The 25000-nt window shown below is 68.8% G+C and carries 26 protein-coding genes and 1 pseudogene; 12 read left to right on the plus strand and 15 right to left on the minus strand.

The features are described 5' to 3' along the window. Nucleotides 1–36: 36 nt before the first annotated feature. Nucleotides 37–255: a polyprenyl synthetase gene (locus tag ACFOM9_RS14850; RefSeq protein ID WP_386712573.1), complete on the minus strand. Its 219-nt coding sequence runs from the start codon at nt 253–255 to the stop codon at nt 37–39. Nucleotides 256–332: 77 nt separating this feature from the next. On the opposite strand from ACFOM9_RS14850, the pseudogene ACFOM9_RS14855 reads away from it, so the two are divergent. Beyond that, a pseudogene (locus ACFOM9_RS14855) lies at nt 333–607 on the plus strand (hypothetical protein); the annotation flags it as partial. A 137-nt stretch (nt 608–744) separates the two neighbouring features. Here ACFOM9_RS14855 and ACFOM9_RS14860 read toward each other — a convergent pair. The 5 genes from ACFOM9_RS14860 to hutU form a co-directional block, all read right to left on the minus strand. After that, nucleotides 745–1179, minus strand: a complete 435-nt coding sequence (locus ACFOM9_RS14860) for a GNAT family N-acetyltransferase (RefSeq protein ID WP_386712576.1) — start codon at nt 1177–1179, stop codon at nt 745–747. A gap of 70 nt (nt 1180–1249) precedes the next feature. After that, nucleotides 1250–1702: a carboxymuconolactone decarboxylase family protein gene (locus ACFOM9_RS14865; RefSeq protein WP_386712579.1), complete on the minus strand. Its 453-nt coding sequence runs from the start codon at nt 1700–1702 to the stop codon at nt 1250–1252. Between the two features lie 131 nt (nt 1703–1833). Continuing rightward, complete coding sequence (locus ACFOM9_RS14870; protein WP_386712582.1) at nt 1834–2142, minus strand: hypothetical protein; 309 nt, start codon at nt 2140–2142, stop codon at nt 1834–1836. Next, nucleotides 2109–2771, minus strand: a complete 663-nt coding sequence (locus tag ACFOM9_RS14875) for a hypothetical protein (protein WP_386712585.1) — start codon at nt 2769–2771, stop codon at nt 2109–2111. Before ACFOM9_RS14875 ends, ACFOM9_RS14870 begins: the two co-directional genes overlap by 34 nt. 194 nt (nt 2772–2965) lie before the next feature. After that, nucleotides 2966–4642, minus strand: coding sequence for a urocanate hydratase (gene hutU, locus ACFOM9_RS14880; RefSeq protein WP_386712588.1), 1677 nt, complete (start codon nt 4640–4642; stop codon nt 2966–2968). Between the two features lie 181 nt (nt 4643–4823). Here hutU and ACFOM9_RS14885 point away from each other — a divergent pair, with 181 nt between their 5' ends. Both ACFOM9_RS14885 and ACFOM9_RS14890 read left to right on the plus strand, forming a co-directional pair. After that, nucleotides 4824–5774 (plus strand): hypothetical protein, encoded by a 951-nt coding sequence (locus tag ACFOM9_RS14885; protein WP_386712591.1) that lies wholly within the window; start codon nt 4824–4826, stop codon nt 5772–5774. Nucleotides 5775–5831: 57 nt separating this feature from the next. Then, entirely contained in the window at nt 5832–6149 is a 318-nt protein-coding gene (locus tag ACFOM9_RS14890; protein ID WP_386712594.1) for a ThuA domain-containing protein, read from the plus strand. A gap of 84 nt (nt 6150–6233) precedes the next feature. Here ACFOM9_RS14890 and ACFOM9_RS14895 read toward each other — a convergent pair whose 3' ends face one another. Continuing rightward, nucleotides 6234–6557: a hypothetical protein gene (locus ACFOM9_RS14895; protein WP_386712597.1), complete on the minus strand. Its 324-nt coding sequence runs from the start codon at nt 6555–6557 to the stop codon at nt 6234–6236. Nucleotides 6558–6675: 118 nt separating this feature from the next. Next, nucleotides 6676–7248, minus strand: a complete 573-nt coding sequence (locus tag ACFOM9_RS14900; protein ID WP_386712600.1) for a YybH family protein — start codon at nt 7246–7248, stop codon at nt 6676–6678. 115 nt (nt 7249–7363) lie between these two features. Here ACFOM9_RS14900 and ACFOM9_RS14905 point away from each other — a divergent pair, with 115 nt between their 5' ends. The 4 genes from ACFOM9_RS14905 to ACFOM9_RS14920 all read left to right on the plus strand — a co-directional run bounded on the left by ACFOM9_RS14905 (nt 7364) and on the right by ACFOM9_RS14920 (nt 11991). After that, on the plus strand, nt 7364–8653 hold the full coding sequence (locus ACFOM9_RS14905; protein ID WP_386712603.1) for an alkaline phosphatase family protein: 1290 nt from the start codon (nt 7364–7366) through the stop codon (nt 8651–8653). A 275-nt stretch (nt 8654–8928) separates the two neighbouring features. Continuing rightward, nucleotides 8929–10557 carry a DNA-3-methyladenine glycosylase 2 family protein gene (locus tag ACFOM9_RS14910; RefSeq protein ID WP_386712606.1) on the plus strand — a complete coding sequence of 543 codons (1629 nt, stop codon included), beginning with the start codon at nt 8929–8931 and terminating at the stop codon, nt 10555–10557. After that, on the plus strand, nt 10554–11075 hold the full coding sequence (locus tag ACFOM9_RS14915; RefSeq protein ID WP_386712610.1) for a methylated-DNA--[protein]-cysteine S-methyltransferase: 522 nt from the start codon (nt 10554–10556) through the stop codon (nt 11073–11075). The genes ACFOM9_RS14910 and ACFOM9_RS14915 overlap by 4 nt, the downstream gene beginning before the upstream one ends. Before the next feature lie 109 nt (nt 11076–11184). Next, the gene (locus ACFOM9_RS14920; RefSeq protein WP_386712613.1) at nt 11185–11991 is read left to right on the plus strand and encodes an isocitrate lyase/PEP mutase family protein; all 807 of its coding nucleotides are present in this window, start codon (nt 11185–11187) and stop codon (nt 11989–11991) included. A gap of 44 nt (nt 11992–12035) precedes the next feature. Here ACFOM9_RS14920 and ACFOM9_RS14925 read toward each other — a convergent pair whose 3' ends face one another. Next, entirely contained in the window at nt 12036–13283 is a 1248-nt protein-coding gene (locus tag ACFOM9_RS14925) for a formimidoylglutamate deiminase (protein ID WP_386712616.1), read from the minus strand. A 51-nt stretch (nt 13284–13334) separates the two neighbouring features. Here ACFOM9_RS14925 and hutI point away from each other — a divergent pair, with 51 nt between their 5' ends. Then, a complete protein-coding gene (gene hutI / locus ACFOM9_RS14930) occupies nt 13335–14558 on the plus strand; it encodes an imidazolonepropionase (protein WP_386712618.1) in 1224 nt (407 codons plus the stop codon). 119 nt (nt 14559–14677) lie between these two features. Then, nucleotides 14678–15886 carry a dipeptidase gene (locus ACFOM9_RS14935; protein ID WP_386712620.1) on the plus strand — a complete coding sequence of 403 codons (1209 nt, stop codon included), beginning with the start codon at nt 14678–14680 and terminating at the stop codon, nt 15884–15886. Nucleotides 15887–16126: 240 nt separating this feature from the next. Here the strand turns inward: ACFOM9_RS14935 and ACFOM9_RS14940 are convergent, their stop codons facing one another. Together ACFOM9_RS14940 and ACFOM9_RS14945 are read right to left on the minus strand one after the other, a co-directional pair. After that, nucleotides 16127–16318, minus strand: a complete 192-nt coding sequence (locus ACFOM9_RS14940) for a 30S ribosomal protein THX (RefSeq protein ID WP_386712623.1) — start codon at nt 16316–16318, stop codon at nt 16127–16129. Nucleotides 16319–16655: 337 nt separating this feature from the next. Next, complete coding sequence (locus ACFOM9_RS14945; RefSeq protein ID WP_386712626.1) at nt 16656–17054, minus strand: MerC domain-containing protein; 399 nt, start codon at nt 17052–17054, stop codon at nt 16656–16658. 115 nt (nt 17055–17169) lie between these two features. Here ACFOM9_RS14945 and ACFOM9_RS14950 point away from each other — a divergent pair, with 115 nt between their 5' ends. Together ACFOM9_RS14950 and ACFOM9_RS14955 are read left to right on the plus strand one after the other, a co-directional pair. Next, entirely contained in the window at nt 17170–19437 is a 2268-nt protein-coding gene (locus tag ACFOM9_RS14950) for a TonB-dependent receptor (RefSeq protein ID WP_386712695.1), read from the plus strand. 13 nt (nt 19438–19450) lie between these two features. Continuing rightward, entirely contained in the window at nt 19451–19951 is a 501-nt protein-coding gene (locus ACFOM9_RS14955; RefSeq protein ID WP_386712629.1) for a DUF2938 domain-containing protein, read from the plus strand. Between the two features lie 198 nt (nt 19952–20149). Here the strand turns inward: ACFOM9_RS14955 and ACFOM9_RS14960 are convergent, their stop codons facing one another. After that, nucleotides 20150–20647, minus strand: a complete 498-nt coding sequence (locus ACFOM9_RS14960) for a transcriptional repressor (RefSeq protein WP_386712632.1) — start codon at nt 20645–20647, stop codon at nt 20150–20152. 171 nt (nt 20648–20818) lie between these two features. After that, entirely contained in the window at nt 20819–22228 is a 1410-nt protein-coding gene (gltX, locus tag ACFOM9_RS14965) for a glutamate--tRNA ligase (protein WP_386712635.1), read from the minus strand. Nucleotides 22229–22472: 244 nt separating this feature from the next. On the opposite strand from gltX, the gene ACFOM9_RS14970 reads away from it, so the two are divergent. Next, the gene (locus ACFOM9_RS14970; protein WP_386712638.1) at nt 22473–23219 is read left to right on the plus strand and encodes a UDP-2,3-diacylglucosamine diphosphatase; all 747 of its coding nucleotides are present in this window, start codon (nt 22473–22475) and stop codon (nt 23217–23219) included. A gap of 257 nt (nt 23220–23476) precedes the next feature. Here ACFOM9_RS14970 and ACFOM9_RS14975 read toward each other — a convergent pair whose 3' ends face one another. Next, nucleotides 23477–23938 carry a COG3650 family protein gene (locus tag ACFOM9_RS14975; RefSeq protein ID WP_386712641.1) on the minus strand — a complete coding sequence of 154 codons (462 nt, stop codon included), beginning with the start codon at nt 23936–23938 and terminating at the stop codon, nt 23477–23479. Between the two features lie 83 nt (nt 23939–24021). Further along, nucleotides 24022–24834 carry a ferritin-like domain-containing protein gene (locus ACFOM9_RS14980; protein WP_386712644.1) on the minus strand — a complete coding sequence of 271 codons (813 nt, stop codon included), beginning with the start codon at nt 24832–24834 and terminating at the stop codon, nt 24022–24024. Nucleotides 24835–25000 lie beyond the last annotated feature (166 nt).

Consider the following 25000-nt stretch of genomic DNA (forward strand, 5'->3'; position numbering starts at 1 on the left):
AAACTGCATGCTGACCCATTGAGGACGCGGCTCTACTCAAGCGTTCAACCCGGCAACAACCTCCGATACGCTGAGCCCGAGTTCAAGCTGCAGGCGAACGTACTCGCGCTCTTTGCGAGACAAGCTGCGGCCCACCGCGATGCGCACGTCTTCCGCATCGAGGATGCGCATGATCCTCGGCAACGCCGAGCCGATCGCGTCAGGCCCATACCCGGCTTCACGCAAGGCGGCGCTGATCAGAGTTTCAGTGTCCATGACTCATCCAGTTTGATTCCGAGGATTGCATTGTGCGCCGTGCCTGGCGTGTAGCAATCCACGGGCGCGGCAGGCACACGAAGAGCTGTGGTGTGGTCAGCGTGTCCGGGGTGTATGCCGGGTTCCTGCACGCGTTCCTGTTCGGGGACGCCTTCGACAAGGGCCTCACCTTCAAGATGGGCCAGACGCACGTCCAGAAGATCATGCCGAACTCCTGGAGCGGATCGGCGAGGGCCGGCTTTCGCCCGAGATCATCATCTCCCATCGCATGAAGCTCGCCGACGCGGCCGAGGGCTACAGGATCTTCAACGACAAACAGGAAGGCTGCCGCAAGGTGGTGTTGACGCCCTGACCCACTGCGGGGCCGCCTGGCCACATGGCTGGCGGCCAGCTACATAATTGGCTGGGCTTACATCGGTCGAGCGCACGGTGCTCCCCGCGCCTCGAAAACCAAGTGAACCCGCACCCTGGATGATCACGGCTGCTCGATCAGACGTCGGCCTCTGCGCCGGCATCGTCCGTATACCCGTCCTCGGCCGCCCGGCGCGGATCGGAAAAGATGGCCATGGCGGTTTTCATGCGCCGGAAGCCGAACGTTTCGTAGAACGGCTCCCGGCCCGGCACCGCATACAGCAGGATCTTCCGGTGGCCCGCGGAAAGCCCGATCAACTCCTGCACGAGCCGCTTGCCGAGGCCGCGGCCCTGGTAGGCGGGATGGACCACGATGTCGCACAGGTAGGAGCAATCGACGCCGTCCGCCACCGCGCGCCCGGCGGCGACGACCTTCGCGCAGTCGAACGCGATGCACTTGAACATGCTGTTGGCGTAGGCGGTCCGCAGCCAGTCCGCGCTCTTGGTCCCGAGCGGGGCGATCCTGTAAAGCTCCGACAGCTCGTCCCAGTCGACCGCGTCGACGGACTGCACCCACTCGACTGCCATCATCCCTCCGATTGATTGCTGCGCCCGCCAGGTGATCTAAAGGGGACGGAAGGAATTAACCGGGAATACTGCTCGAATTAATCCCTTCGTCCCCTTTAGCTCTCAAACTAATTCCCTCCGTCCCCTTTAGGCCGCGTTCCCGGAACACCTCGCGCGCCACATTGAGCCCGTTGATGGCCGCAGGAAACCCGGCGAACACGGCCATCTGAAGCATGACCTCGACGATCTCGGCGGGTTCGCATCCTACGTTGAGCGCGCCATGGACATGCACCTTGAGCTGCGGAATGGCCGTACCCATGGCGGTCAAGGCCGCCACGGTAGCGAACTGGCGTGACCGCTTGTCCCGGCCGGGACGCGCCATGACGTCGCCATACGAGAACGAGATGATCCATTCCGCCAGATCGGGGACGATGTCCTTGAGGCTCTCCACGACTGCAGCGCCGGTGCCGCAAGTAATCGCGGAGAGGGCGGCTTCACCAAGCTCGTGACGTTTGTTCTCGGTGGTCATTCGCTGATCCTCCTGGGGCACCACATGCCAAGTTGGGCCGAACTGCAGCGCGTAGCTGGCGACATGGCACCTCTTCTTGCGCCATTGGCAGCGTAGCGATGGAACTTCGGCTTGAACCCATTGTCATGGGCTCAAAAGCGCACTCTGACCCCTGCTCTGGGAAGTTCAATCATTGGCCCTCTCCGATCAAGCGACATAATTCCCTCCGTCCCCTTTAGTTCACCTTTAGTTCCTTGCTGCTCCTTCATCTTGAGCAGCTTCAAGCGGCGCCGGACCATCGGCTTGCGCTCGTCGTGCATCAACTCTTTGTAGACCTTGCGGCGATAGGCAAACACGAGGTCCCGATCCCCGCCGCTCAAGGCCGCGAGGCGTTCGCGGATTTCGTCCAGCAGCTTGCGGGCGAGTTCTAGCTGTTCGGGCGTGAGGCGCGGGCTCGACATGCAGCGGGCGATCTAGGTCCGCGGCTCATAGGGGGGGCGACATAGTCCGGCCCCGAGCCATCTGCGCGTTTCCACGGCGTCTCTTTGAGCCGTCTATGGAGCTTGTTGAACAGCGCCTCATAGATCGGGAACGCGCTCTGCTTGATCGTGAGCTGCGCCGTGTCGTGCTGGGCCTTCTTTGACATGTGATACCGCCCAAAGGACATGATCGCTTCGGTCCCGATCCGGCAAAAGTCCTCCTCGTCGTTGGTCAGCGAGACGCCGGCTTCGCGCGCGATAACGAGGAGGTCATGCGAACCGATTGCATCCCCTCGGAATCTTCCATCTTTGATGGTCTCGGGCTTCTCCACGACAAGACAGCCTTTCAGCAAGTTCTCGACGGCGAGCGCCGCCAAGAAAAAGCAGACGGTCAATGTGCTTGGCGGGTGGTCGTAGGGCACGGCGCCGTCGGTCCTCACCGTTTCGCGGATTCGCTCGCAGTCTTCCGTCCACGCGACAAACCCGAGCCGGACCATGCGGTCTAGCTCCTCGGCCTTCGGAATCCAGAACATGGACATGCCGCGCAGATCGTATGACCAAACAGGCTGGCCGCCTTTCGTGATTTCCCCGACCTTGGACTCTGCGCTCATCCGCCGATCCTACAAGCAAAAAAGCCGCCCTTTCGGACGGCATTGTTTGTCTCGTTCCATCCAACGACCGTAGGCGGGTCGTTAGGTGGGTAGATCGGTCAATCTACCGTAAGCAGTTGACCGATCTGGTGAGATGGCGTCCCCACGGGGATTCGAACCCCGGTGTCCACCGTGAAAGTGTACTGTCGTTGGCCTCACCCCATTGGCAACTTCAACCCCTGCTCCTTCGCACAAGCCTTCGCAATCTCATACCCCGCATCCGCATGCCGCATCACGCCGGTCCCGGGGTCGTTCCACAACACCCGCGCGATCCGCTTGTCGGCCGCTTCGGTGCCGTCGCAGACGATCACGATGCCGCTGTGCTGCGAATAGCCCATCCCCACCCCGCCGCCGTGGTGCAGGCTGACCCAGGTGGCGCCGCCGGCGACGTTGAGCATGGCGTTGAGCAGCGGCCAGTCGCTCACTGCATCGCTGCCGTCCATCATCGCTTCGGTTTCGCGGTTGGGTGAGGCGACGCTGCCGCTGTCGAGGTGGTCGCGGCCGATGACGACCGGCGCCTTGAGTTCGCCGTTGCGGACCATCTCGTTGAACGCGAGGCCGAGCTTGTGGCGCTGGCCGAGGCCGACCCAGCAGATGCGCGCGGGCAGGCCCTGGAACTCGATGCGCTCGCGCGCCATGTCGAGCCAGTTGTGCAGGTGCTGGTCGTCGGGGATCAGTTCCTTGACCTTGGCGTCGGTCTTGTAGATGTCCTCGGGATCGCCGCTCAGCGCGACCCAGCGGAACGGACCGACGCCGCGGCAGAACAGCGGGCGCACGTAGGCGGGGACGAAGCCGGGGAAGTCGAAGGCGTTCTTGCAGCCTTCGTCGAACGCCATCTGGCGGATGTTGTTGCCGTAGTCGAAGGTCGGGATGCCCTGCTTTTCGAACGCGAGCATCGCCTCGACGTGCACGCGCATGGACTGTTTGGCGGCGTCGCGGACTTTCTCGGGATGCTGCTTTTGTTCGGTGAGCCACTGCTCGACGGTCCAGCCGATCGGCAGGTAGCCGTGCACGGGATCGTGGGCGCTGGTCTGGTCGGTGACGGCATTGGGGCGCACGCCGCGCTCGACCAGCTGCGGCAGGAGTTCGGCGGCGTTGCCTAGCAGAGCGATCGATTTGGCCTCGCCGGCTTGCGTGTACCTGTCGATGCGGGAAAGCGCATCGTCGAGGTCGGTGGCCTGTTCGTCGACGTAGCGGGTGCGCAGCCGCATGTCGATGCGCGACTGCTGGCATTCGATGTTGAGGCTGCAGGCGCCGGCCAGGCTCGCGGCCAGCGGCTGCGCGCCGCCCATGCCGCCCAGGCCGGCGGTGAGGATCCACTTGCCTTTCAGGTTGCCGTCGTAATGCTGGCGGCCCATCTCGACGAAGGTTTCGTAGGTGCCCTGCACGATGCCCTGGCTGCCGATGTAGATCCAGCTGCCGGCGGTCATCTGGCCGTACATCATCAGGCCCTTTTTATCGAGCTCGTTGAAGTGTTCCCAGGTGGCCCAGTGGGGGACGAGGTTGGAGTTGGCGATGAGGACGCGCGGTGCATCCGGGTGCGTCGGGAAGATGCCGACGGGTTTGCCGGATTGCACGAGCAGGGTTTCGTCTTCGTTGAGGTCCTTCAACGATTTCAGGATCGCGTCGTAGCAGTCCCAGTCGCGGGCGGCGCGGCCAATGCCGCCGTAGACCACCAGTTCGGCCGGGTTCTCGGCGACTTCGGCGTCGAGGTTGTTCTGGATCATCCGGAACGGGGCCTCGGTGAGCCAGGACTTGCAGCTGAGTTCGCTGCCGCGCGGGGCGCGGATGCTGCGGGCGGCGTCGAGGCGGGACGGCTTGCGATCGGACATGGTCGAGACCTGAAAGTGCGCGTTGGCGGGGATTATCGCATCGGGATTGGAGCCCCTCTCCCGCGCAGCGGCAGAGGGGTTGCGGCGCGGGCACTCCCGACGATCGGCACGGTGACCAGGGTCACTGGCCGCGATGGCGGCGCGGCGGCAGGCTTGGTGTCTTCCACGCATTGGTTTACCGATGAAGCGATCACTTGCCTGGCTGGCGCTGCTGGCCGCCTCCCCCCTGCTCGCCGCCGAGCCCGCCGCCACGCCGCAGCTGCCCTACACGCTGCCGGCGACGATGGAACACCACCGCTTCTTCGTCGACGCGCAGGCGCCCGGCGGGCAGATGCTGCGGCTGTTCACCGATTCGGGTGGCGGCATGAACCTGACGACCCGCGGGGCGGACAAGCTCGGGCTGGCGTACGACGGGGAGAACAACCTGGGCTCGGAGCACGAGCCCGTCTTGGGCACCACGACGTGGCCGACTTATGCGGGTCCGTGGATCCCGCCGCCCAAGGCGGAAGACGTGCAGCTGGCGATCATGCCGGGGCCGGATTGGATGCACGACGGCATGCTGGGCACGGCGTGGTTCGGCGACCGCACCTGGGAGTGGGATTACCGCGCCGGCACGCTGCGCCTGCTGCCCGACGGTGCGCTGCCCGAGGTTGAGGCGGCGCACGTGGTGGAACTGGGGTTCCAGATCGGCGCCGACGGCGGGCACGCCACGCACTTTCCGCGCATCCCGGCGCGCATCGATGGCGAGGACCTGCAGTTCCTGTTCGACACCGGGGCGACGTTCCGCATCGACGAAGCGGCGGCGGCGAGGCTGGGCGATGCGTCGGCGCGCCAGCGCGCGGGCAACTTCATCACGCGCGAGGTGATGCAACGCTGGCGCGAGCGCCATCCGGACTGGCCGTACATCGACAAGGGCGACGGCGGGATGGCGATGATCCAGGTGCCGGCGGTCGAGGTCGGCGGCTATCGCACGGGCCCTGCATGGTTCTCGGAGCGGCCGGACAAGACGTTCCACGAGTTCATGGCGCAGTGGATGGACCAGCCGGTGGACGGGGCGCTGGGCGGCGAGACGTTCCGCGGGTTTCGGATCACGGTGGACTACCCGGCTGCCAGGGCGGTGTTCGAGCGCTGATGCTCGTGGGGGCGTGGCGGCGCGAGAGCCGGGGTGGAATGCCCCCGCAAGCAGCCGATGCCCACGACGGCTTGGGAGTCGAAGTCAGTGGTTCCCGCTTTCCCGGGAATCGAGTGGCGAGTCACCGACGAGCTGTACAACTACCGCCGCAATCCGCGGACCCGCGTGCGCGTGGTGGCGACGCTCGACGAGGGTGCGTACGACGGCGGCACGATGGGCGCGGACCATCCGGTCGCGTGGTGCCACGCCCCGGGCGAGGGCCGGGCCTGGTACACCGGGCTCGGGCATCGCGAACAACTGTATGCCGACGAGACGTTCCGCCGGCACCTGCTGCGCGGGCTGCGCTACGCGGTTGGGGAGTCGGACAAGTGCTGAGCCGGCTGGCGGTCCGTTCCCGCAACGCCACAAGAAAACGCCCGGACATGCCGGGCGTTTTCGCGGGTACTGCGGGCTGGCCTGTCAATGGATGGACGGGTCGAGCATCCGCAGCGCCTGGGCCACGTCGTTGGCGCCGGTGCGCTCGATGTCTTCGCGGTCGTAGGAGCGGCCGAAGGCGTTGGCGCAGGTCTCCGGCTTGCCCGCGCGGCGGGCTTTCCTGTTGGCGCTGGTGGTGACCAGCGAGCCGGTCTGGCGCAGGCAGTTGCGGTCGTTCACCTTGGCGTCGCTGGCGTCGGTGCCGATGGCGGCGGCGCCGGGTTCCAGGGTGGGTTCGACGGGTGCCGACTGGGCGAACGCGAGCGACGCGAATCCGCCGGCGACGAGCAGGACGAGCAGACGTTTCATGGCATACCTCCGTGGGGTCGGACGGGCGGGGGCCGATGCGTGCGAGCCCCGTGGATCCAACCATACGCGCGCCGGTTGCAACCGGCGCTGGCCGGAGGTGCCGCGGTTTAGGCTCGCGTCATCCGGGTCGCGCGTCGGCCCCGGGACACACCTGCGGGCGCTGGGCGCGGAACCGATCCGCGTCTTCCACCGTCGCCGGCGCACGGCCCGCGCCCTCGTCGAACAACACGCGCCAGCGGCCGTCGGCGTCGCGGGTCCAGACCGAATGGTAGGTGCCGGTGGCGTAGCGCTTCTCCGGCGGGCGGTCGGGCCATTCGAACAGGACCGGGCCGCTCGACCAGGCGACGTCGGCGGCGCCGCCGATGGTCACGCGGCTGGGGTACCACGACAGTCGCATGCCCTTGCCGGCGATCAGTCCGCTCCAGGCGTCGACGATCGCCGCGCGGCCGCGCAGGGGCTGCGGCTGGCCGGATTCGAACGCGGCGCCGGGATGGACCAGTTCGGCGAACGCAGCGGCGTCGTGGGTCGCCACCGAGTGCGCGAACGCCAATTCGCGGTTCCAGACTTCGCACTCGCTGGCCGTGAGCGTCGCGATGGGCGCGGCCGGTGCAGGCGTGTCGGCGGCAATGGTCGACACGGGCGCCAGGCAGGCGAGCGCGACAAGCAGGCTGAGCGTGTTGGGTGCGTGCATGGCGATCGTTCCATTCCCCGCTGGATTTGTGCGATTGTGCAGCGCTCGCGCGCGTGCGGTGTGTGCTTGGTTTGCCCGGATGATGGTTGTCATCGAGGGCCGTTATCCTGTTGCGATGCCAAACTTCCGAACACGCCTCTCCAGGCGCCTCGCCCAGCTCCTCGCTTCCGTCCTGCTGCCATGCGCGCTGGCCGCCTGCGTCACCGCGCCAACTCCCGCCACCGGGCCCACGTCGAGGACGCACGTCGCCCCCGCGACGCTGGTGCTGGTTTCGATCGACGCCTTCCGCGCGGACTATCTCGACACCACCACGACGCCCAACCTGGCGCGCCTGGCGGCGGAGGGCGTGCGCGCCGCGTGGATGACGCCGTCGTATCCGTCGCTTACGTTCCCCAACCACTACACCATCGTCACCGGGCTGCGACCGGACCACCAGGGCATCGTCCACAACACGATGCGCGATCCGGCGCTGGGCGGTTTCAAGCTGTCCAACCGCATGGCGGTGGGCGACAGCCGCTGGTGGGGCGGCGAACCGATCTGGGTGGGCGCCGAGAAGGCCGGGCTGCGCAGCGCCACGATGTTCTGGCCGGGCAGCGAGGCGGCGATCGATGGCGTGCGGCCGTCGCACTGGAAGGCCTTCGACGAGGCAGTCGATGCGAATGCCCGCGTCGACCAGGTGCTGGCGTGGCTCGACCTGCCGCCCGGGCAGCGGCCGAGCGTGGCGACGCTCTACTTCGACAAGGTCGACGGCGCCTCGCACGCACACGGCCCCGACTCGCCGCAGACGCGCGTCGCCCTGGCCACGGTGGATGCCGCCATCGGCCGCCTGCGCGACGGGCTGGGCGCGCGCGGCATGCTCGACCGCACCAACCTGGTCGTGGTCTCCGACCACGGCATGGCGGCGGTGCCGCCAGGCCAGGCGGCGGCGGTGGAGGACATGGTGACGATGGAGGAAGCCACCGTGGTCTCGATCGGCCAGGTGATCACCATCGCGCCTAATTTCGGGCACGAGGGGCAGGTTGCGAAGAAGCTGCTCGGCGCGCACGCGCACTACGACTGCTGGCGCAAGGGCGAGTTGCCGGCACGCTGGCACTACGGCACCCATCCGCGCATCCCGCCGATCGTCTGCCAGATGCACGAGGGCTGGGACACCCTGCCGCGCCAGGTGATCGCCACGCGGCCGAAGTACCAGCACCGCGGTTCGCACGGATACGACCCCGCTCTGCCGTCGATGCGCGCGCTGTTCGTGGCGCGCGGCCCGGCGTTCCGGCAGGGCGTGGAAATCCCGGCGTTCGACAACGTGGACGTGTATCCGCTGCTGGCGCGACTGCTGGGCATCGCACCGGCGCCGAACGACGGTGATATCGCACCGCTGCTGCCGGCGCTGCGCGATACGCAGGACTGAGTGACGCGGAGGCAGACTTCAGTCCGTCTCCCGCGCGGCAGGAGAATGTGGTGCGCCGAGCCGGAGTAGCGCTCACGTAGCCCTTCTCCCGCGCAGCGGGAGAAGTTGATGCGCCGCATCGGATGAGGCGCTCTTCGCAGCGCGCCGACGATTCTCGCCATCGCGACAGCCTCTGGAGCCATTCGCGCGCGTGCTCCGCGCACGCCGGAAATCACCGAAACGTCAATGTCCGAATCCGGCGAGTCCGCGCCCGGCGACGGTGTTAGCCTGCCGTCATGCCATCGCCCGAATCCACCGCGCTGCCGCCACACCGGGTCTGCGAGCAGGCGCGACTGAGTCGCGATGCCCGCTTCGACGGACTGTTCTTCATCGCCGTCACCAGCACGCGCATCTATTGCCGGCCGGTGTGTCCCGCGCCCTCGCCGAAGCCTTCCAACATCGCCTACTACTGCACGGCAGCCGCCGCGGAAGCGGCGGGTTTCCGGCCGTGCCTGCGCTGCCGGCCGGAGCTGTCGCCTTCCGACGGCGCCTGGCGGCGCGGCGATGCGGCGGTGTCGCGCGCGCTGAAGCTGATCGAACAGGGCGCACTGGGCGAGCAGTCGGTGGCCGTGCTCGCCGAGCGCGTGAACCTGGGCGAGCGACAGCTGCGGCGGCTGTTCGTGGAGCGCCTCGGCGCCTCGCCGGTCGGCGTTCACGGCACCCGCCGCCTGTTGTTCGCCAAGCAGCTGCTGACCGAAACGCCGCTGCCGATCACCGACGTGGCGCTTGCGGCGGGATTCGGCAGCCTGCGCAGGTTCAACGCCACGTTCAGGGAGGCGTACCGGATGGCGCCGCGCGACCTGCGCCGCCGGCCGAACGCGGCCCGGGACCTGCAGCGCGGCGGAAGCCTGACGCTGCGGCTGGGCTATCGCCCGCCCTACGATTTCGATGCGATGCTCGCTTTCCTGCGCGGGCGCGCGCTGCCCGGCGTGGAACACGTGGACGAGCACGGCTACTCCCGCGTGGTCGCGGGCAACGCGCTGCATCCGACGCCGGGCTGGCTGCGGGTGAGCCGCTGGCCCGGCGGCGAGCACGCGCTCAAGCTGGAACTGCACGCGCCGCTGGCGTTCAGGCTGCTGGACATTACCGGGCGCCTGCGGCGGATGTTCGACCTCGACGCCGATCCGCAGGCAATCGCGGCCGCCTTGTCGGCCGATCCGCGCCTGAAGCCGCTGCTGCGCAGTCGGCCGGGGCTGCGGTTGCCCAGCGGCTGGGACGGATTCGAGATCGCGGTCCGCGCGATCCTCGGGCAGCAGGTGAGCGTGGCCGCCGCACGCACGCTGGCTGCGCGCCTCGCGGATCGTTTCGGCACGACTCTGCCAGACGAGCATGGTGCGCAGGGGCTGACGCATCTGTTCCCCACGCCCGAAGCGCTGGCCGACGCGGACCTGGCCGGCATCGGCATCATGCGCGCGCGCGCCGACACGGTGCGCACGATCGCGCGTGCACTCCTCGACGGGCGCGTCGACTTCCGGGTCGAACGCACGCTCGACGATTTCGTCGCGCACTGGACCGCCCTGCCCGGCATCGGCCCGTGGACGGCGAACTACATCGCGCTGCGCGCGCTGGGCCACCCCGATGCTTTTCCCGCCGACGACCTGGTGCTGCAGAAGGCCGTGCCCCTGGATGGCACGCGCATGACCGCGAAGGCACTGACCGCGCGTGCCGAGGCCTGGCGGCCGTGGCGTGGCTACGCGACGCTGCAGCTGTGGCACGCGGCGATGGCGATGCCGGCTCCCGCCAACGCGAAACGAAGGCCCACGTCGCAGCGCGACCGCGTTGCGACCGACACGTCGCGCCCCGCACCTGCGCGATCCGATGGCGCAATGCGGCGCACCGCTGCCAGGAGGGAGAAGCCTCCGTGAACGTGGTTTCGAAGCACATCCCCAGTCCCGTCGGACCGCTGCTGCTCGGCGCGGACGAGGACCACTTGCGCCTGATCTGGTTCAGCACGCCGCGCCATCCGCTGCCGCGCAGCGTGGCGATCGAGGGCGGCGACAACGCGGTGCTGCGCGAAACCGGTGCGCAGCTGGAGGCCTATTTCACCGGCAGGCTGCGCGCGTTCGACCTGCCGCTGCAGCCGGTCGGCACGCCGTTCCAGCGCGAGGTGTGGTCGACGCTCGCGCAGATCCCGTACGGGCAGACCTGGAGCTACGGCGACGTCGCCAGGCACATCGGCAAGCCGCAGGCGGTACGCGCGGTAGGCGCGGCCAACGGGCGCAATCCGCTCCCGATCGTGCTGCCCTGCCATCGCGTGATCGGCGCCGATGGCTCGCTGACCGGGTTCGGCGGCGGCTTGCCGACCAAGCAGTTCCTGCTGATGCTGGAAAGCGCGCTGCCGGGCGGGGACCTGTTCGGACAAGTCGCTACACAAGCCTTGTAGGAGCGGCGGAAGCCGCGAGCTCCTGCCAACCTCGCCCCTGTACGAAAAGCTCGCGGCTCCCGCCGCTCCTACGGGATCATCGGCAATCGACATCGATACGGAGTCATCCGTGACGCTTTCCCCACACGCCCAGTTCGTCGCGCTACACGACACTGATGTGCCGCTGCTGCTGCCCAACGCGTGGGACGCCGCAAGCGCGCGCCTGTGGCAGGAGGCCGGCGCGACCGCCGTCGCCACCAGCAGCGCCGCGGTGGCCTGGGCGCTCGGACATGCCGACGGCGGCCGGCTGCCGCGCGAGGCGCTGCTCGAATCGCTGCGCGGCATCCTGCGCGTGGTCTCGGTACCGGTCAGCGTCAATGTCGAGGACGGCTACAGCGACGATCCGCGTGCGGTAGCGGACCTGCTGCGTTCGATCGTGGCCGCCGGCGCGGTCGGGGTGAACCTCGAGGACGGTGGCGGCGCGCCCACGCTGCTCGTGGACAAGATCCGCGCGATCCGCGAACCCGGGGGCGCCGCGCCGCTGTTCGTCAACGCGCGCACCGACGTGTATCTGCGCGGCCTGGCCAAGGGCGACGAAGCGGTCGCGATGACGGTCGAGCGCCTCACCGCGTATCGCGATGCGGGCGCCGACGGCGGCTTCGTGCCGGGGCTGGCTTCGACGGACGATGCGGCGAAGATCGTGGCCGCCGTGCCGGGCCTGGCCATCAACGTCATGGCGATGCCCGGCCTACCGTCGATCGACGCCCTGATGCAGGCCGGCGTGCGTCGGATCAGCGCCGGTCCGGCGCTGTTCCGCAACGCCTACGGTACGGCGGAAGCATCCGTGAAGGCCTGGCTCGGCGGCGACTTCGCGCCGTCGTTCGCCAACGCGCTGGACTACGCGCGCTTGAACGCGCTGTTCGAGCGCCCGGAGTAGCTCCGCGCCCCAGGCATGCAGCGACGGCCCGACCGCCAGTCGGGTCAGGAATCTCCCAGTAGCCGCTCCATGACCTTGAGAAAGCGCAGCACGATCGCATCGCGGTCGCGGTGATGGCCGTCATGGACGACGCGTTCGCCGCACACCACCACTTCGCGCACGAGGTTGCGGTTGCCGCTGAAGATCCAGCGGTCGGCGACGTCCGCGTCGGTGGCGCCGGCAAGGCTCGGCGCGGCGGCATCGAGCAGCACGTGGTCGTCGACGGCATCGAAGCCGGTCGCCTGCGCGCGGCTGGCGTCGACGTCGTGCAGCAGCGTTTCGCCGACGCTGGTCGAACCGGCGCGCACGGCGATGTTGCGATGGTGCGTGGCCAGGCGCTGGCCGTATTCGAGCCAGCGCAGCTCCTCGACCGGCGACACCGAGATGTGGGAATCCGAGCCGATGCCCCAGGCGCCGCCGGCCTCCAGGTACGCGCGCATCGGGAACAGGCCGTCGCCGAGGTTGGCCTCGGTGGTCGGGCAGATCGCCACAGTTGCGCCGCTGGCGGCGATGCCGCGGGTTTCGTCCGGCGTCAGGTGGGTCGCGTGCACCAGCGTCCAGCGCGCGTCGACCGCGGCGTTGGCCAGCAGCCATTCCACCGGGCGCGCGCCGCGGAGCGCGAGGCAGTCCTGCACTTCGCCCAGCTGTTCGGCGATGTGCACGTGCAGGCGTGCATCGACCGGCAATGCGGCGACCACGGCGCGCATCGCGTCGGCCGGCACCGCGCGCAGGCTGTGCAGCGCACAGCCGACGCGCAGGCCGTCGTCCTGCCCGGCATGCAGCGATTCGAACAGGCGCAGGTAGCCATCGACGTCGTGGCCGAAACGCTGCTGCCGTTCGCCCAGGGCGCGGCCGTCGAAGCCGCCGGTCATGTACAGCACCGGCAGCAGCGTCAGCCGGATACCGGTGTCGCGCGCGGCGGCGACCAACGCCTGCGACATCGCCGACGGGTCGGCATACGGGCGGCCATCGGGCGCGTGGTGCAGGTAGTGGAATTCGCAGACACTGGTGTAGCCGGCCTCGAGCATCTCCACGTAGAGCTGCGCGGCGACCGCGTGCAGCATGTCGGGATCAAAGCGCGCCGCGAACCGGTACATCGTCTCGCGCCAGGTCCAGAACGAATCCTCCGGATGGGTCTGGCGCTCGGCCATGCCGGCCATGGCGCGCTGGAAGGCGTGCGAATGCAGGTTAGCGATGCCGGGCGCGCGCCAGCCTTCGGGGGTGCGCTGAACCTGGGATGCGGAGGTCGACATGCGCGCATTCTCGCGCGCCCGCCATGGAAACGCGACCGCTACAATCGGGGCATGAACGAGTCGGCACGCGCAGCGGAAGATGGCCTGGTGACTGGCGCGACCCTGGTCACGCTCGACGGCGGCGCCGGCTACGGCCTGGTGGAAGACGGCGCCCTCGCCTGGCGCGATGGCGTCATCCGCTACGCCGGGCCGCGCGCCGGGCTGCCCGGCGAACTCGCCGGGGATGCGATCGATGCCGGCGGCGGCTGCATCACGCCCGGACTGGTCGACTGCCACACCCACGCGGTATTCGCCGGCGAACGCGCCGGAGAGTTCGAGCAGCGCCTGCAGGGCGCCGGCTACGAGCAGATCGCGCGCGCCGGCGGCGGCATCGTGTCGACCGTGCGCCACACCCGCGCCGCCAGCGAAGACGAACTGCTGGCGCAGTCGCTACCGCGCGCACGCGCGCTGGTGGCCGACGGGGTGACCACGCTGGAAATCAAGTCGGGCTACGGCCTGGACTTCGACAACGAGCGCAAGATGCTGCGAGTTGCGCGCCGGATCGGCGACATGCTCGGCATCGAGGTGCGCGCGACGTTCCTCGGTGCGCACGCGCTGCCGCCGGAGTTCTCCGATGATCCCGACGGCTACATCGACGCGGTCGTCGACTGGCTTCCACGGCTGCATGCCGAGGGACTGGTGGACGCGGTGGATGCGTTCTGCGAGCGCATCGGCTTCAGCCTGGCGCAGACGCGGCGGGTGTTCGAGGCCGCTCGCGCGCTGGCGCTGCCGGTGAAGCTGCATGCCGACCAACTCAGCGATGGGGAGGGCGCGGCGCTGGTGGCGGAGTTCGGCGGCCTGTCGGCCGACCATGTCGAATACACGTCGATGGCCGGGGTCGAAGCGATGGCCGTGGCCGGCACGGTGGCGGTGCTGCTGCCGGGCGCGTTCCACGTGCTGCGCGAAACGCGATTGCCACCACTGGACCTGTTCCGCGCACGGCACGTGCCGATGGCGGTGGCCACCGACTGCAATCCCGGCACCTCGCCGCTGTTGTCGCTGCGCCAGGCGATGCAGCTGGCCTGCACGCATTTTCGCCTCACCCCGGAAGAAGCGCTACGCGCTGCGACGATCAACGGCGCGCGCGCGCTCGGCCTCGGGGACCGCGGCGCGCTGCGCGCCGGCATGCGCGCGGATTTCGTGCACTGGCGCGTGCGCCAGCCGGCGGAGCTGTGCTACTGGCTGGGTGGATCGCTGGCCGCGGCGGTGTACGCTGGTGGCCGGCGCGTCGCTTGAGCGCCATCGCATCCCTGTAGGAGCGGCTTCAGCCGCGAGCTTCTGTTTCTCCTGCAGATGTCGGAAAAGCTCGCGGCTGAAGCCGCTCCTACAAATTCCTGTCGCTGCCGGAGACCACCATGCAACGCACTCTGCCCGTCCTGCTGCTCGCCCTTGTCCCCACGCTCGCATCTGCGCAAGCCACCGATGCCGCGCGCGCGCTGGCGCAGGACGCGGTCATCGTCGACACCCACATCGATGCGCCCGGCATGCTGATGGACGGCTGGATGGACCTGGGCGAAGAGGCCAAGGGCCGCGAGTTCGACTATCCGAAGGCGCGCGCCGGCGGCCTGGATGTCGCCTTCATGTCGATCTACACCTCGCCGAAGCAGGACGACAACGGCACGGCGTGGCAGGTGGCCAACGAGATGATCGACGCGGTCGAGGCCCTGGCCGCGCGCCATCCGGACAAGTTCGCGCTGCTGCGCTCGCCCGGGGACGTCGACGCGCTGCGCAAGGGCGACCGCGTGCTGCTGCCGCTGGGCATGGAGAACGGCGCGCCGATCGGCGATGACCTGGCGAACCTGCAGTTCTTCTTCGATCGCGGCGTGCGTTACATCACCCTCGCCCACAGCGCGGCCAATCGCATCGCCGATTCGTCGTATGCGATCGAACGCAAGTGGCACGGCCTGAGCCCCTTCGGCAAGCAGGTGGTCGCCGAGATGAACCGGCTCGGCATCATGGTCGACGTCTCGCACATCTCCGACGAATCCGCGCGCGAGGCGATCGCACTCAGCACGGTGCCGGTGATCGCCAGCCACTCGGCGTTCCGCCATTTCACGCCCGACTTCGAACGCAACATCAGCGACGAGCTGGCCAAGGCAGTGGCCGCCAAGGGCGGCGTGGTGCAGGTCCCGTTCGGCACCGCATTCGTCGATCCGAAGGGCGCGGCCGATACGCAGGCGCACTTCCGCGCGATCAACGACTTCAACCAGCGCAATGCGGAGCTCAAAGCCGCTGGCAAGCCGCTGGAAAGCGAGGAAGCCTTCGACAAGGCGTGGGCCGCTGCCCATCCCGCGCCGGTGACCAAGATCGACGCGGTGCTCGACCAGGTCGACTACGGGGTGAAGCTGGTCGGCATCGACCATGTCGGCATTGGCTCCGACTTCGACGGCGTGGGCGGCGAACTGCCCCAGGGCCTGCTGACCACGGCCGACTATCCCAACCTGGTCGCCGGCCTGCAGGCGCGCGGCTACCAGGACGAGGACATCCGCAAGATCCTGGGCGGCAACCTGCTGCGCGCGTGGGCGGCGATCGAGGCTGGCGCAGCAGACCCCAAGGCCCCTTGATATCCCGGGATGCTTGTGGGAGCGGCTTCAGCCGCGAGGTTCCGCAGCGTCCTGCAAAGCAGACCTGCAGGTTGCGACCGGCGGTCGCGTTGCCGCCGAAACCTCGTAGGGGGAAGCGTGCGAGCTCACGGCTGAAGCCGCTCCTGCATGGGACGTACGCGCGCCGAGAGCCCGAACGCGGCCCATGAAAAAGCCCCGCTTTTGGCGGGGCTTTTCATCACACCGGCAGCGGGCCGATGCTTACTCCTTGGCGACGGTCTTCTTGGCCACGACCTTCTTGGCCGGCGCCCGGGTCGCGGTCTTGGCCGCGGTCTTCTTCGCTACCGGCGCCGAGGCCGCGCCTGCAGCCTTCTTGGTCACCTGCGAACGGGCGTTGCCGTAGCTGGAGTTGTAGCGCTTGCCCTTGGCGGTCTTGCGGTCGCCCTTGCCCATGTCGTGCTCCTGAAATCGTGTCTTCGTAGATGGATCGCGGCGCGCGCGAGGGCCGGGATTCTATCACGCAGACATTGCCGCCTTCGCCTTTCGGGCCTTCCCCCGGATCCTTCCCGGAGCAAAGCCCCCTGGGTCAGGGGGCGCCCCGAAGGGGCGGGGTGTGGAAGTACCAAGCGGGGCCCGAAATACGCGAAGCGGATTTTGGGATTGAACCAATGCGCAGCATGGGTTCAATGCTGTCAGGGGGCGCCCCGAAGGGGCTGGGTGCGGAAGTCCCAAGCCGGCTCCGGGAATACGCGCAGCGGATTCTGGGATTGATCCAATACCTTGCTTGGGTTCAATGCGCGCAGCTCGCGTCATGCGCATGCCGCAGGTTGAGCAGGTGGGCGATGCCGATCAGGGTGCCGCCGAGGGTCATCACCGCCGCATGCAGCGCCACCGAGCCGTGGTGCCAGGGGCCGTACAGCAACCCGCTCCACAACAGGATCAGGCCGAACAGCAGGACGCCCAGCGCGCGGATCCGGCGGTGGCGGCGGTAGCCGTAGACCAGGCTGAAGATGCCGACCGACGTCGCGAACGCGATGAAGGCCAGTTCGAAGCCATCCCCCAGCCAGGCCGACAGCCCGAGCGAGGGAATCGCCGCCAGCAGCAGCGGCAGCAGCGCGCAGTGGACGGCGCAGACCAACGAACCGGTGGCGCCGAAGCGGTCGAGGAAGGCGTGCAGGCGTGGGTTCATCGGGCGGGCATCGTGACTTGCGGCAGGGTGGTTGTCCAGAATTGATATGTTATAACATTTGCAACGTTCTCGTCGACCTGCCCCAGGAACCGCTTCAGTGACCCGATTTGTCCGACTGCCCCCCGCTCCTACCCGCCTTGCGCTCGCCCTGGCCATCTCGGTCGCCCTCCCGGCAGCTGCCGTGGCGGCGACACCGCCTCCGGGCGCTGCCCCGGCTGCAGCACCAGATAGCGCGGCCCCCTCCTCGCCTGCGCCCGATCCGGCGAACGCGAACGTGCAGGACGATCGCCACGTCAAGGACCTGGACAGCGTCGTGGTCACGGCCAGTCCCCTGCCCGACACAGCCGAGAACCTGATCCGCCCAGTCGAGGTGCTGGCCGGCGCGCGGCTCGACGAAGCCAAGTCCAACTCCCTGGGCGACACGGTCAACAAGCTGCCCGGCGTGCAGTCTTCGTACTTCGGCCCCGGCGTCGGGCGACCGATCATCCGCGGCTTCGACGGCGCACGCGTACAGGTGTTGAGCGACGGGCTCGGATCGGGCGACGTGTCGACCGTAAGCGTCGACCACGCGGTCACCATCGAGCCGTTCCTCGCCGACCAGATCGAAGTGCTGAAAGGCCCGTCGACGCTGCTTTACGGCAGCGGCGCCATCGGCGGCGCGGTCAACGTCGTCGACGGCCGCGTCCCGCAGGCCGCCACCGACCAGCCGCTGCAGGGGCGCGCCGAACTGCGCGCCGGCAGCGTCAACGACGAGACCACCGGCATGGCGCGCCTGGACGGCACGTCGGCCTCGGGCAACCTCGTGTTCCACTTCGACGCCCTGCATCGCGAGACCGGCGATTACGACATCCCCGGCTACGCAGAGAGCGCGGCGCACATGGCGGAGGAAGGCGAGGCGCCGGACCCGGCCACGCGCGGAACGCTCGGCAACAGCGCGCTGCGCACCGACAGCGGCGCGCTCGGCATCACCTGGGTCGGCGACCGTGGCTTCCTGGGCGTCGGCTACAGCCTGTTCAACACTCGCTACGGGGTGCCGGGCCACGAGCACGCGCACGGGGAAGAAGACGGCCACGAACACGAAGACGAGCACGAACACGATGGCGAAGAAGCGCACGCGGAAGAAGGCGGCGTGCGGATCGTGATGGACCAGCGCCGCGGCGAGCTGCGCGGCGGCCTCGACGACCTCGGCCCGTTCGCCTCGCTGCGGGTCAAGCTCGCGCACACCGATTACACCCACACCGAATACGAAGGCGAGGAAGTGGGGACCGTGTTCGAGAACGAGAGCACCGAGGGCCGCGTCGAGCTGGTGCACCAGCCCTGGGGCGGCTGGGACGGCGCGTTCGGGCTGCAGTGGGCGCAGCGCGACTTCGGCGCTGTCGGCGACGAGGCGTTCGTCCCGGATTCGCAGTCGCGCGACACCGGCCTGTTCTGGATCGGCCGCAGGCAGTTCGATGCCCTACGCCTGGAGCTCGGCACACGGTACGATCGCAACGGGATCGACGTCGTCGACGCGGGCGCGGATGCCGCGCGCCCCGACCGCGATTTCGACACCACCAGCGTGTCGGCGGCGCTGCGATGGGACGTCGCCAATGACTTCCACCTCTCGTTCGGTCTCGACCGCGCGCAGCGATCGCCCACTGCCGAGGAGCTGTACTCCAGCGGCCTGCACGTGGCGACCGGCAGCGTCGAACTCGGCGATTCGCGCCTCGACGCGGAAACCGCCAACCGCGCCGAGCTGGGCGTGCACTGGCACCAGGGTCCACTGACCCTCGGCGCGTCGCTTTACCACGTGCGCTATGCGGACTTCATCTACCTGGCCGACACCGGCGTCGAGGAACACGATGGGCCGCTGCGGGTGTGGACCCAGGACGACGCGCGCTTCAACGGCGCCGAAGCGAGCATGGACTGGAACTTCGCCGACAACGACAGCGGCCTGTGGAACCTGCGCCTGTTCGGCGACCTGGTGCGGGCGAAGCTCAGTGGCAGCGGCACGCGCCAGCTCGACGTCTCGGTGCCGCACGGCGACCACGCCCACGACTACAGCGTGGAGCTAGCACGCGGCGGCAACCTGCCGCGGATCGCGCCGTGGCGACTGGGCGGCGAACTGCGCTGGGAACGCGGCCCACTGCGCGCCTCGCTGGGCGCGGTGCGCTACGCCGAACAGGACCGGGTTGCGGAATTCGAGCAGCCGACGCCCGGCTACACCCTGGTCGATGCCCACCTGGCCTGGCATGCCGACACCGCGCACGACAACGCCTGGGAAGTGTTCCTCGACGGCAGCAACCTGCTCGACAGGGAGGCGCGGGCCCACACATCGTTCCTCAAGGATGTCGCGCCGCTGCCGGGGCGTGGCGTGAGCGCGGGCGTGCGCGTGTTCTTCTGATGGAATCGCAGTGATGGACGCCGCCGTCGACTTCGCGTTGCGCGCACTGCTCATCGGCATCGGCGCCACGCTGGTGCTCGACGCGTGGACCGTAGTGCTGCGACGCGCGTTCGGTATCCGTGCGCCGGACTGGGCGCTGGTGGGGCGCTGGATCGGGCACGTTCCGCGCGGACGCTTCAGGCACGCCGGTATCGCGGCGGCGGCGCCGGTACGCGGCGAACGGCCGTTGGGCTGGTGTTTCCACTACGCCACCGGGATCGCGTTCGCCGCCGCGCTGCTGGCCGCAAACGGAACTGCCTGGGCCAGGCAGCCGACGCTGCTGCCTTGCCTGGTCCTCGGCCTGTTGACGGTCGTGTTGCCGTGGTTCGTGATGCAGCCGGCGCTTGGCGCCGGCATTGCTTCATCCAGGACGCCGAACCCCACGCAGGCGCGCATGCGCAGCTTGGCCACGCACGCGGTGTTCGGCTTCGGCCTGTACCTGGCCGCGCTCGCGACCGCGACGATCCTGCGTTGAACGCTGGCGCACGGATCCGGTCGGGCGATCACGCCGCGGTAGTCCCGAGTGGCTTGCCTCTGCACCGGGACGCCGCGGTTCCTATTCCGCAGGGCGGCGATGACGGCATCTGCGCAGGGAATCCCTGATCTATTGCCGTCATCCCCGCCTTCGCGGAAATGACGAGCAAAAGTCGAGTTCAGACCTTCCTGGCGGGTCTCAGGGGGCGCAGCGCGCGCAGAGGCCGTGCACTTCCAGGGTTTGCGCCTGCGGCTGGAAGCCGAGCGACCGGGCGCGCGTCTCCAGCTGCGCGACGACGTCGAGGTCCTCGAGTTCCACCGCCGAATGGCAGCGATCGCAGATCAGGAACGGCACCGAGTGCTGCGCCGTGCTCGGGTGGTGGCAGGCGACGAAGGCATTGACCGATTCGAGCTTGTGGATGAAGCCGTTGGCCAGCAGGAAATCGAGTGCGCGATACACCGTCGGCGGCGCGGCGGCCCCGGCGTTGTCCGCGTCGGCGTTGTTGCCGGAGCGGATGCGTTCGAGCAGGTCGTAGGCCTTGATCGGCTGCCCGGCATCGGCGACCAGGCCGAGCACGCGCGCACGGATCGGGGTCAGGCGCAGGCCGCGTTCGTGGCAGGCGCGCTCGACCGCGGCCACGAAGCCTTCGGCGTCGTGGACATGGTGCTTGGGATCGATGCAGGCGTGCTTGGGCATGGCCTGATGATGGTGGCGCGCGCCACAGGACTCAAGCCTGATGAACGCGCGTCCATTTTTGTGGGAGCGGCTTTAGCAGCGTGCCTTCGGTGATCTTTGTGATTCCCGGGGAAAGCTCGCGGCTGAAGCCGCTCCCACAGTGAAAAGTGCGACAGCCATTGCCAAGCGCTACTACTCCATGCCCGCAGGAATCTTCGCGATCGCCACGTCGATGCGCGCGAGCGCTTCGTCGCGGCCGGCCAGGTAGATGGTATGCGCGATGTCGGGGCTGACCTGGGTGCCGGTGATCGCCACGCGCAGCGGCTGCGCGACTTTGCCCATGCCCAGGCCGGACGCTTCCACTGCGGCGTGGAAGGCGGCGTCGATGCCTTCGACCGTCCAGGCCTCCAGCGCCACGAGCCGCGCGCGCATGTCGCGCAGCGGCGCCATGGCTTCGGGCTTGAGGTGCTTGGCCACCGCCTTCTCGTCGTATTGCGCGAGCGGCCGGTACCAGACCAGCGCGCGCTCGGCCATGTCCTTGAGCGTCTGCACGCGGTCGCGCAGCGCCACCACCACGTCGGACGGCGCGGGACCGGTGGCGAGATCGCATCCGGCCTGTTGCAGGTGCCATTGCAGGTGTTTCGCCACCGCCGCGGGATCGTCGCTCTTCAGGTATTGCTGGTTGAGCCAGCCGAGCTTGGCCGGGTCCAGCCGCGAGGCCTTGGCGTTGACGTCGCACAGATCGAACAGCGACTGCATTTGGTCGATCGAGAAGACCTCCTGGTCGCCGTGCGACCAGCCCAGCCGCACCAGGTAATTAAGCAGCGCGTGCGGCAGGTAGCCGGCATTCCGGTACTGCATCACGTCGGCCGCGCCGGTGCGCTTGGACAGCTTGGCGCCCTGCTCGTCGAGGATCATCGGCAGGTGCGCGAACGCAGGCACCTGCGCCCCCAGGGCCTTGTAGATGTTGATCTGGCGCGGGGTGTTGTTGACGTGGTCGTCGCCGCGGACGACATCGGTGATCCGCATGTCGAGGTCGTCGACGACCACGGCGAAGTTGTAGGTGGGATAGCCGTCGGGACGGAAGATCACCAGGTCGTCGAGCTCGGCGTTGGCGATTTCGATGCGACCCTTGACCTTGTCATCCCAGGCCACCACGCCGTCCCGCGGATTCTTCAGGCGAATGACGCGGTTGGGATCGTCCCGATGCGGCGCGCCCTGCTCGCGGTAGGCGCCGTTGTAGCGCGGCTTCTCACCCTTCACCATCGCGGCCTCGCGCATCGCGTCGAGTTCGGCCTTCGTCTCGTAGGCGTAGTAGGCGTGGCCGGATGCCACCAGCTGTTCGGCGACCTCGCGATAGCGCTCGACGCGCTGGGTCTGGTAGATCGGTCCTTCGTCGTAATCCAGGCCGAGCCAGTCCATCGCCTCGAGGATCGCGTCGATCGCTTCCTGCGTGCTGCGCTCGCGATCGGTGTCCTCGATGCGCAGGATGAACTGCCCGCCGCGCCGGCGCGCCTCCAGCCAGCAGTACAGCGCGGTGCGCGCGCCGCCGATGTGCAGGTAACCGGTGGGGCTGGGGGCGAAGCGGGTGCGGCAAGTCATGGAATGCGCCGGGGACGGGGAACGCGCGATTTTACCGTAGCGCGGTGCGCGAGCTGCCTGCCGATTGCGATGCGACGGAGAAGATGCGACGGAGAACGGGACGGCCTCCGCTGCCGGAGCGGCTTCAGCCGCCGGCTCTTCCGCTTCGGTCCCATCCGGGAAAGAGCTCGCGGCTGAAGCCGCTCCTGCAGGGAGCCGGGGGTGCCTTCGCGGCCCTGGGCGCGCTGGCACCTACAATGCCGCCATGGCGACGCTCTTCATCTCCGACCTGCACCTCGATCCGGCGCGCCCGGACATCACCGGCCTGTTCGGCGAGTTCATCGACGGCGAGGCCCGCGGCGCGGACGCGCTGTACATCCTCGGCGACCTGTTCGAGGCCTGGGTCGGTGACGACGACCCATCGGAAACCGGCGCCTTCGTCGCACGCAAGTTGAAGGCCCTGTCCGACAGCGGCGTGCCGGTATCCTTCATGCACGGCAACCGCGACTTCCTGCTTGGCGCGGACTACGCGCGCAGCGCCGGAATGACCTTGCTCGCCGATCCCACCCGCATCGACCTGCAGGGCCGGCCGGTGCTGCTGATGCACGGCGACACGCTGTGCACCGATGACGTGGCCTACCAGCAGTTCCGCGCGCAGACGCGGGACCCGGCCTGGCAGGCGCGGTTCCTCTCGCAGCCGCTGGAAGCGCGCCTCGCATTCGCGCAACAGGCGCGCGCCGCCAGCCTGGCGCGGCAGGGCGAACTGCGCGAGGCCGGGACGATGGAGACGATCACCGACGTGTCGCCGGCAGCGGTGGAGGCGGCGTTTGCCGCGCACGACGTGGACGCGATCATCCACGGGCATACCCATCGCCCCGCGGTTCACGAGCTTGAGGTCGGCGGTGGGGCGCGGCAGAGGATCGTACTGGGCGACTGGTACGAGCAGGGATCGGTGCTGCGCGTGTCGTCGCAGGGATTCGACCTGTCGTCGCTGCCCGCGCCCTCGCGCTGAAGATTCGCTCCAAGTGGACGCTGCGGGCTGCTCGCCCCGGCAGCGCTGATTCGCCGCTACTCGTCATTCGCCCGAGGAAACGGCTTCACGCGAACGCTTGGCCATCCACGGACCTGGTCTTCCAACGGGGCAGCATCACTGGATGATCCCGCCTTCGCGCGAACGTGACGTCAGCCTCCAGCGCTGCCGGAGGCTCGGTCTTGCGGGGAAAAGCGCTCGCGGCTTCCGCCGCTGCTGCAGGGGCAGGCCGGGATCGCTCAGTGACTCGAACGCGCGCAGCCATGCATGCGCTGGCCGGCGTAATCCCAGGTCGCGGTGAACTCGAACGGGTCGCCCGACATCGAATCCGTGCACGCGGTGCGGGTGATGTCGAGGTTGAACGGCCTGCCCTCGTCTTCGCCCGAGAACGCCACCCCTTTCGCATGCGCGATGCGCCTGCCGTGCAGCGTCCGTCCTTCCGGCATTTCCGGGGTCACGAAGTGGAGGACATCGCCCTCCACGTCGATGGCCCAGAAAGGCTCGTTGCCCCGCGCGCGGAAGCCGTCGCTGGCCGGGGCATCGCCCTGGCTCGAGGCGGGGCTCGCGGCGTCCACCGGCTGGCCGGCATTGCGCGCGTCCGCCGCCGGGCCTGGCGCCGGGTCGCCGCCGCGATCGGTCGCGGTACACGCAGCCAGGCAGGCCAGCAGGAGGATTGACGGCAGGCGGATGGGCAAAGTCATGGCGCGTTCCCTCGGAGGTCTGCGCGCACGCTAGCGGGCCGCCCGCCAAGCCCGGGTGACGAGGGCACCGCTGCCTTGCCGGTTCAGGTCCCGGCCGAAAGCTGGCGCAGCGCTGCCAGTTCGTCTTCGCCGAATCCCGCGGCCGCGCGTGCCTCGAAGTTGAACGGACCGTGCAGCGCCGAGCGCGCGTACTGCGCGAGCAGTTCGCGGAACCGCGGCTCCGGCGCCACTCCCGCGCGCTCGCAGTACCAGCGGAACCAGCGCGACCCGGCCGCGACGTGGGCGACCTCCTCGCGCAGGATGGTTTCGAGGATCGTGGCGGTGTCCTCGTCGCCGAGCGATCGCAGCTTGACGATCATCGCGGGCGTGACGTCGAGCCCGCGCGCTTCCAGCACGCGCGGCACCAGCGCCATCCGCGAAAGGCCGTCGTGCGCGGTCTTCTCGGCCATTTCCCACAGGCCGTTGTGCGCGTCGAAGTCGCCGTAATCTTGGCCCAGCGCGCGCAGGCGCTCGCGCAGCATCGAGAAGTGCCGCGCCTCGTCGCTCGCCACCGCAACCCAGTCGGCATAGAACGCCGCCGGCAGGCCGCGGAAGCGGTAGACCGCGTCCCACCCCAGGTCGATGGCGTTGAACTCGATGTGCGCGATCGAATGGATGAACGCGGCGCGACCCTCGGGCGTGCCGAAACCGCGTCGCGGCAGGCCGCGCGGATGCACCAGCCGCGGGTGCGGCGGGCGGCCCGGCATGGCGATGGGTTCGGGCGGCAGCGCGTCGCCATCGATGGCCAGCTCGCCGCGGGCAAAGGCCTCGGCGGCGGCGAAAGTGGCAGCGACCTTGTCGTCAGGGGACGCGGCGTCCAGGCAGGCGCGGGCGGCTGCGAACAGCGAGCCGGTCACGCCATCGCCGCCGTGGGAGCGGCTTCAGCCCCGAGCCCTTCGCGCCTAATGCTCGCCGCGTGAATACGGATGGGCACTCGAAGGGGGCCGAAGCTCGCAACGCTGCTTGAGGCGCCGCTCCGGCGCCCTCCCCCACTTTCGCAGGAAAGGAACTGAAGACTCCTGA

It is taken from the genome of Luteimonas notoginsengisoli (genome assembly GCF_042648885.1).
In the GTDB taxonomy this organism is placed as follows: Bacteria; Pseudomonadota; Gammaproteobacteria; order Xanthomonadales; family Xanthomonadaceae; genus Luteimonas; species Luteimonas notoginsengisoli.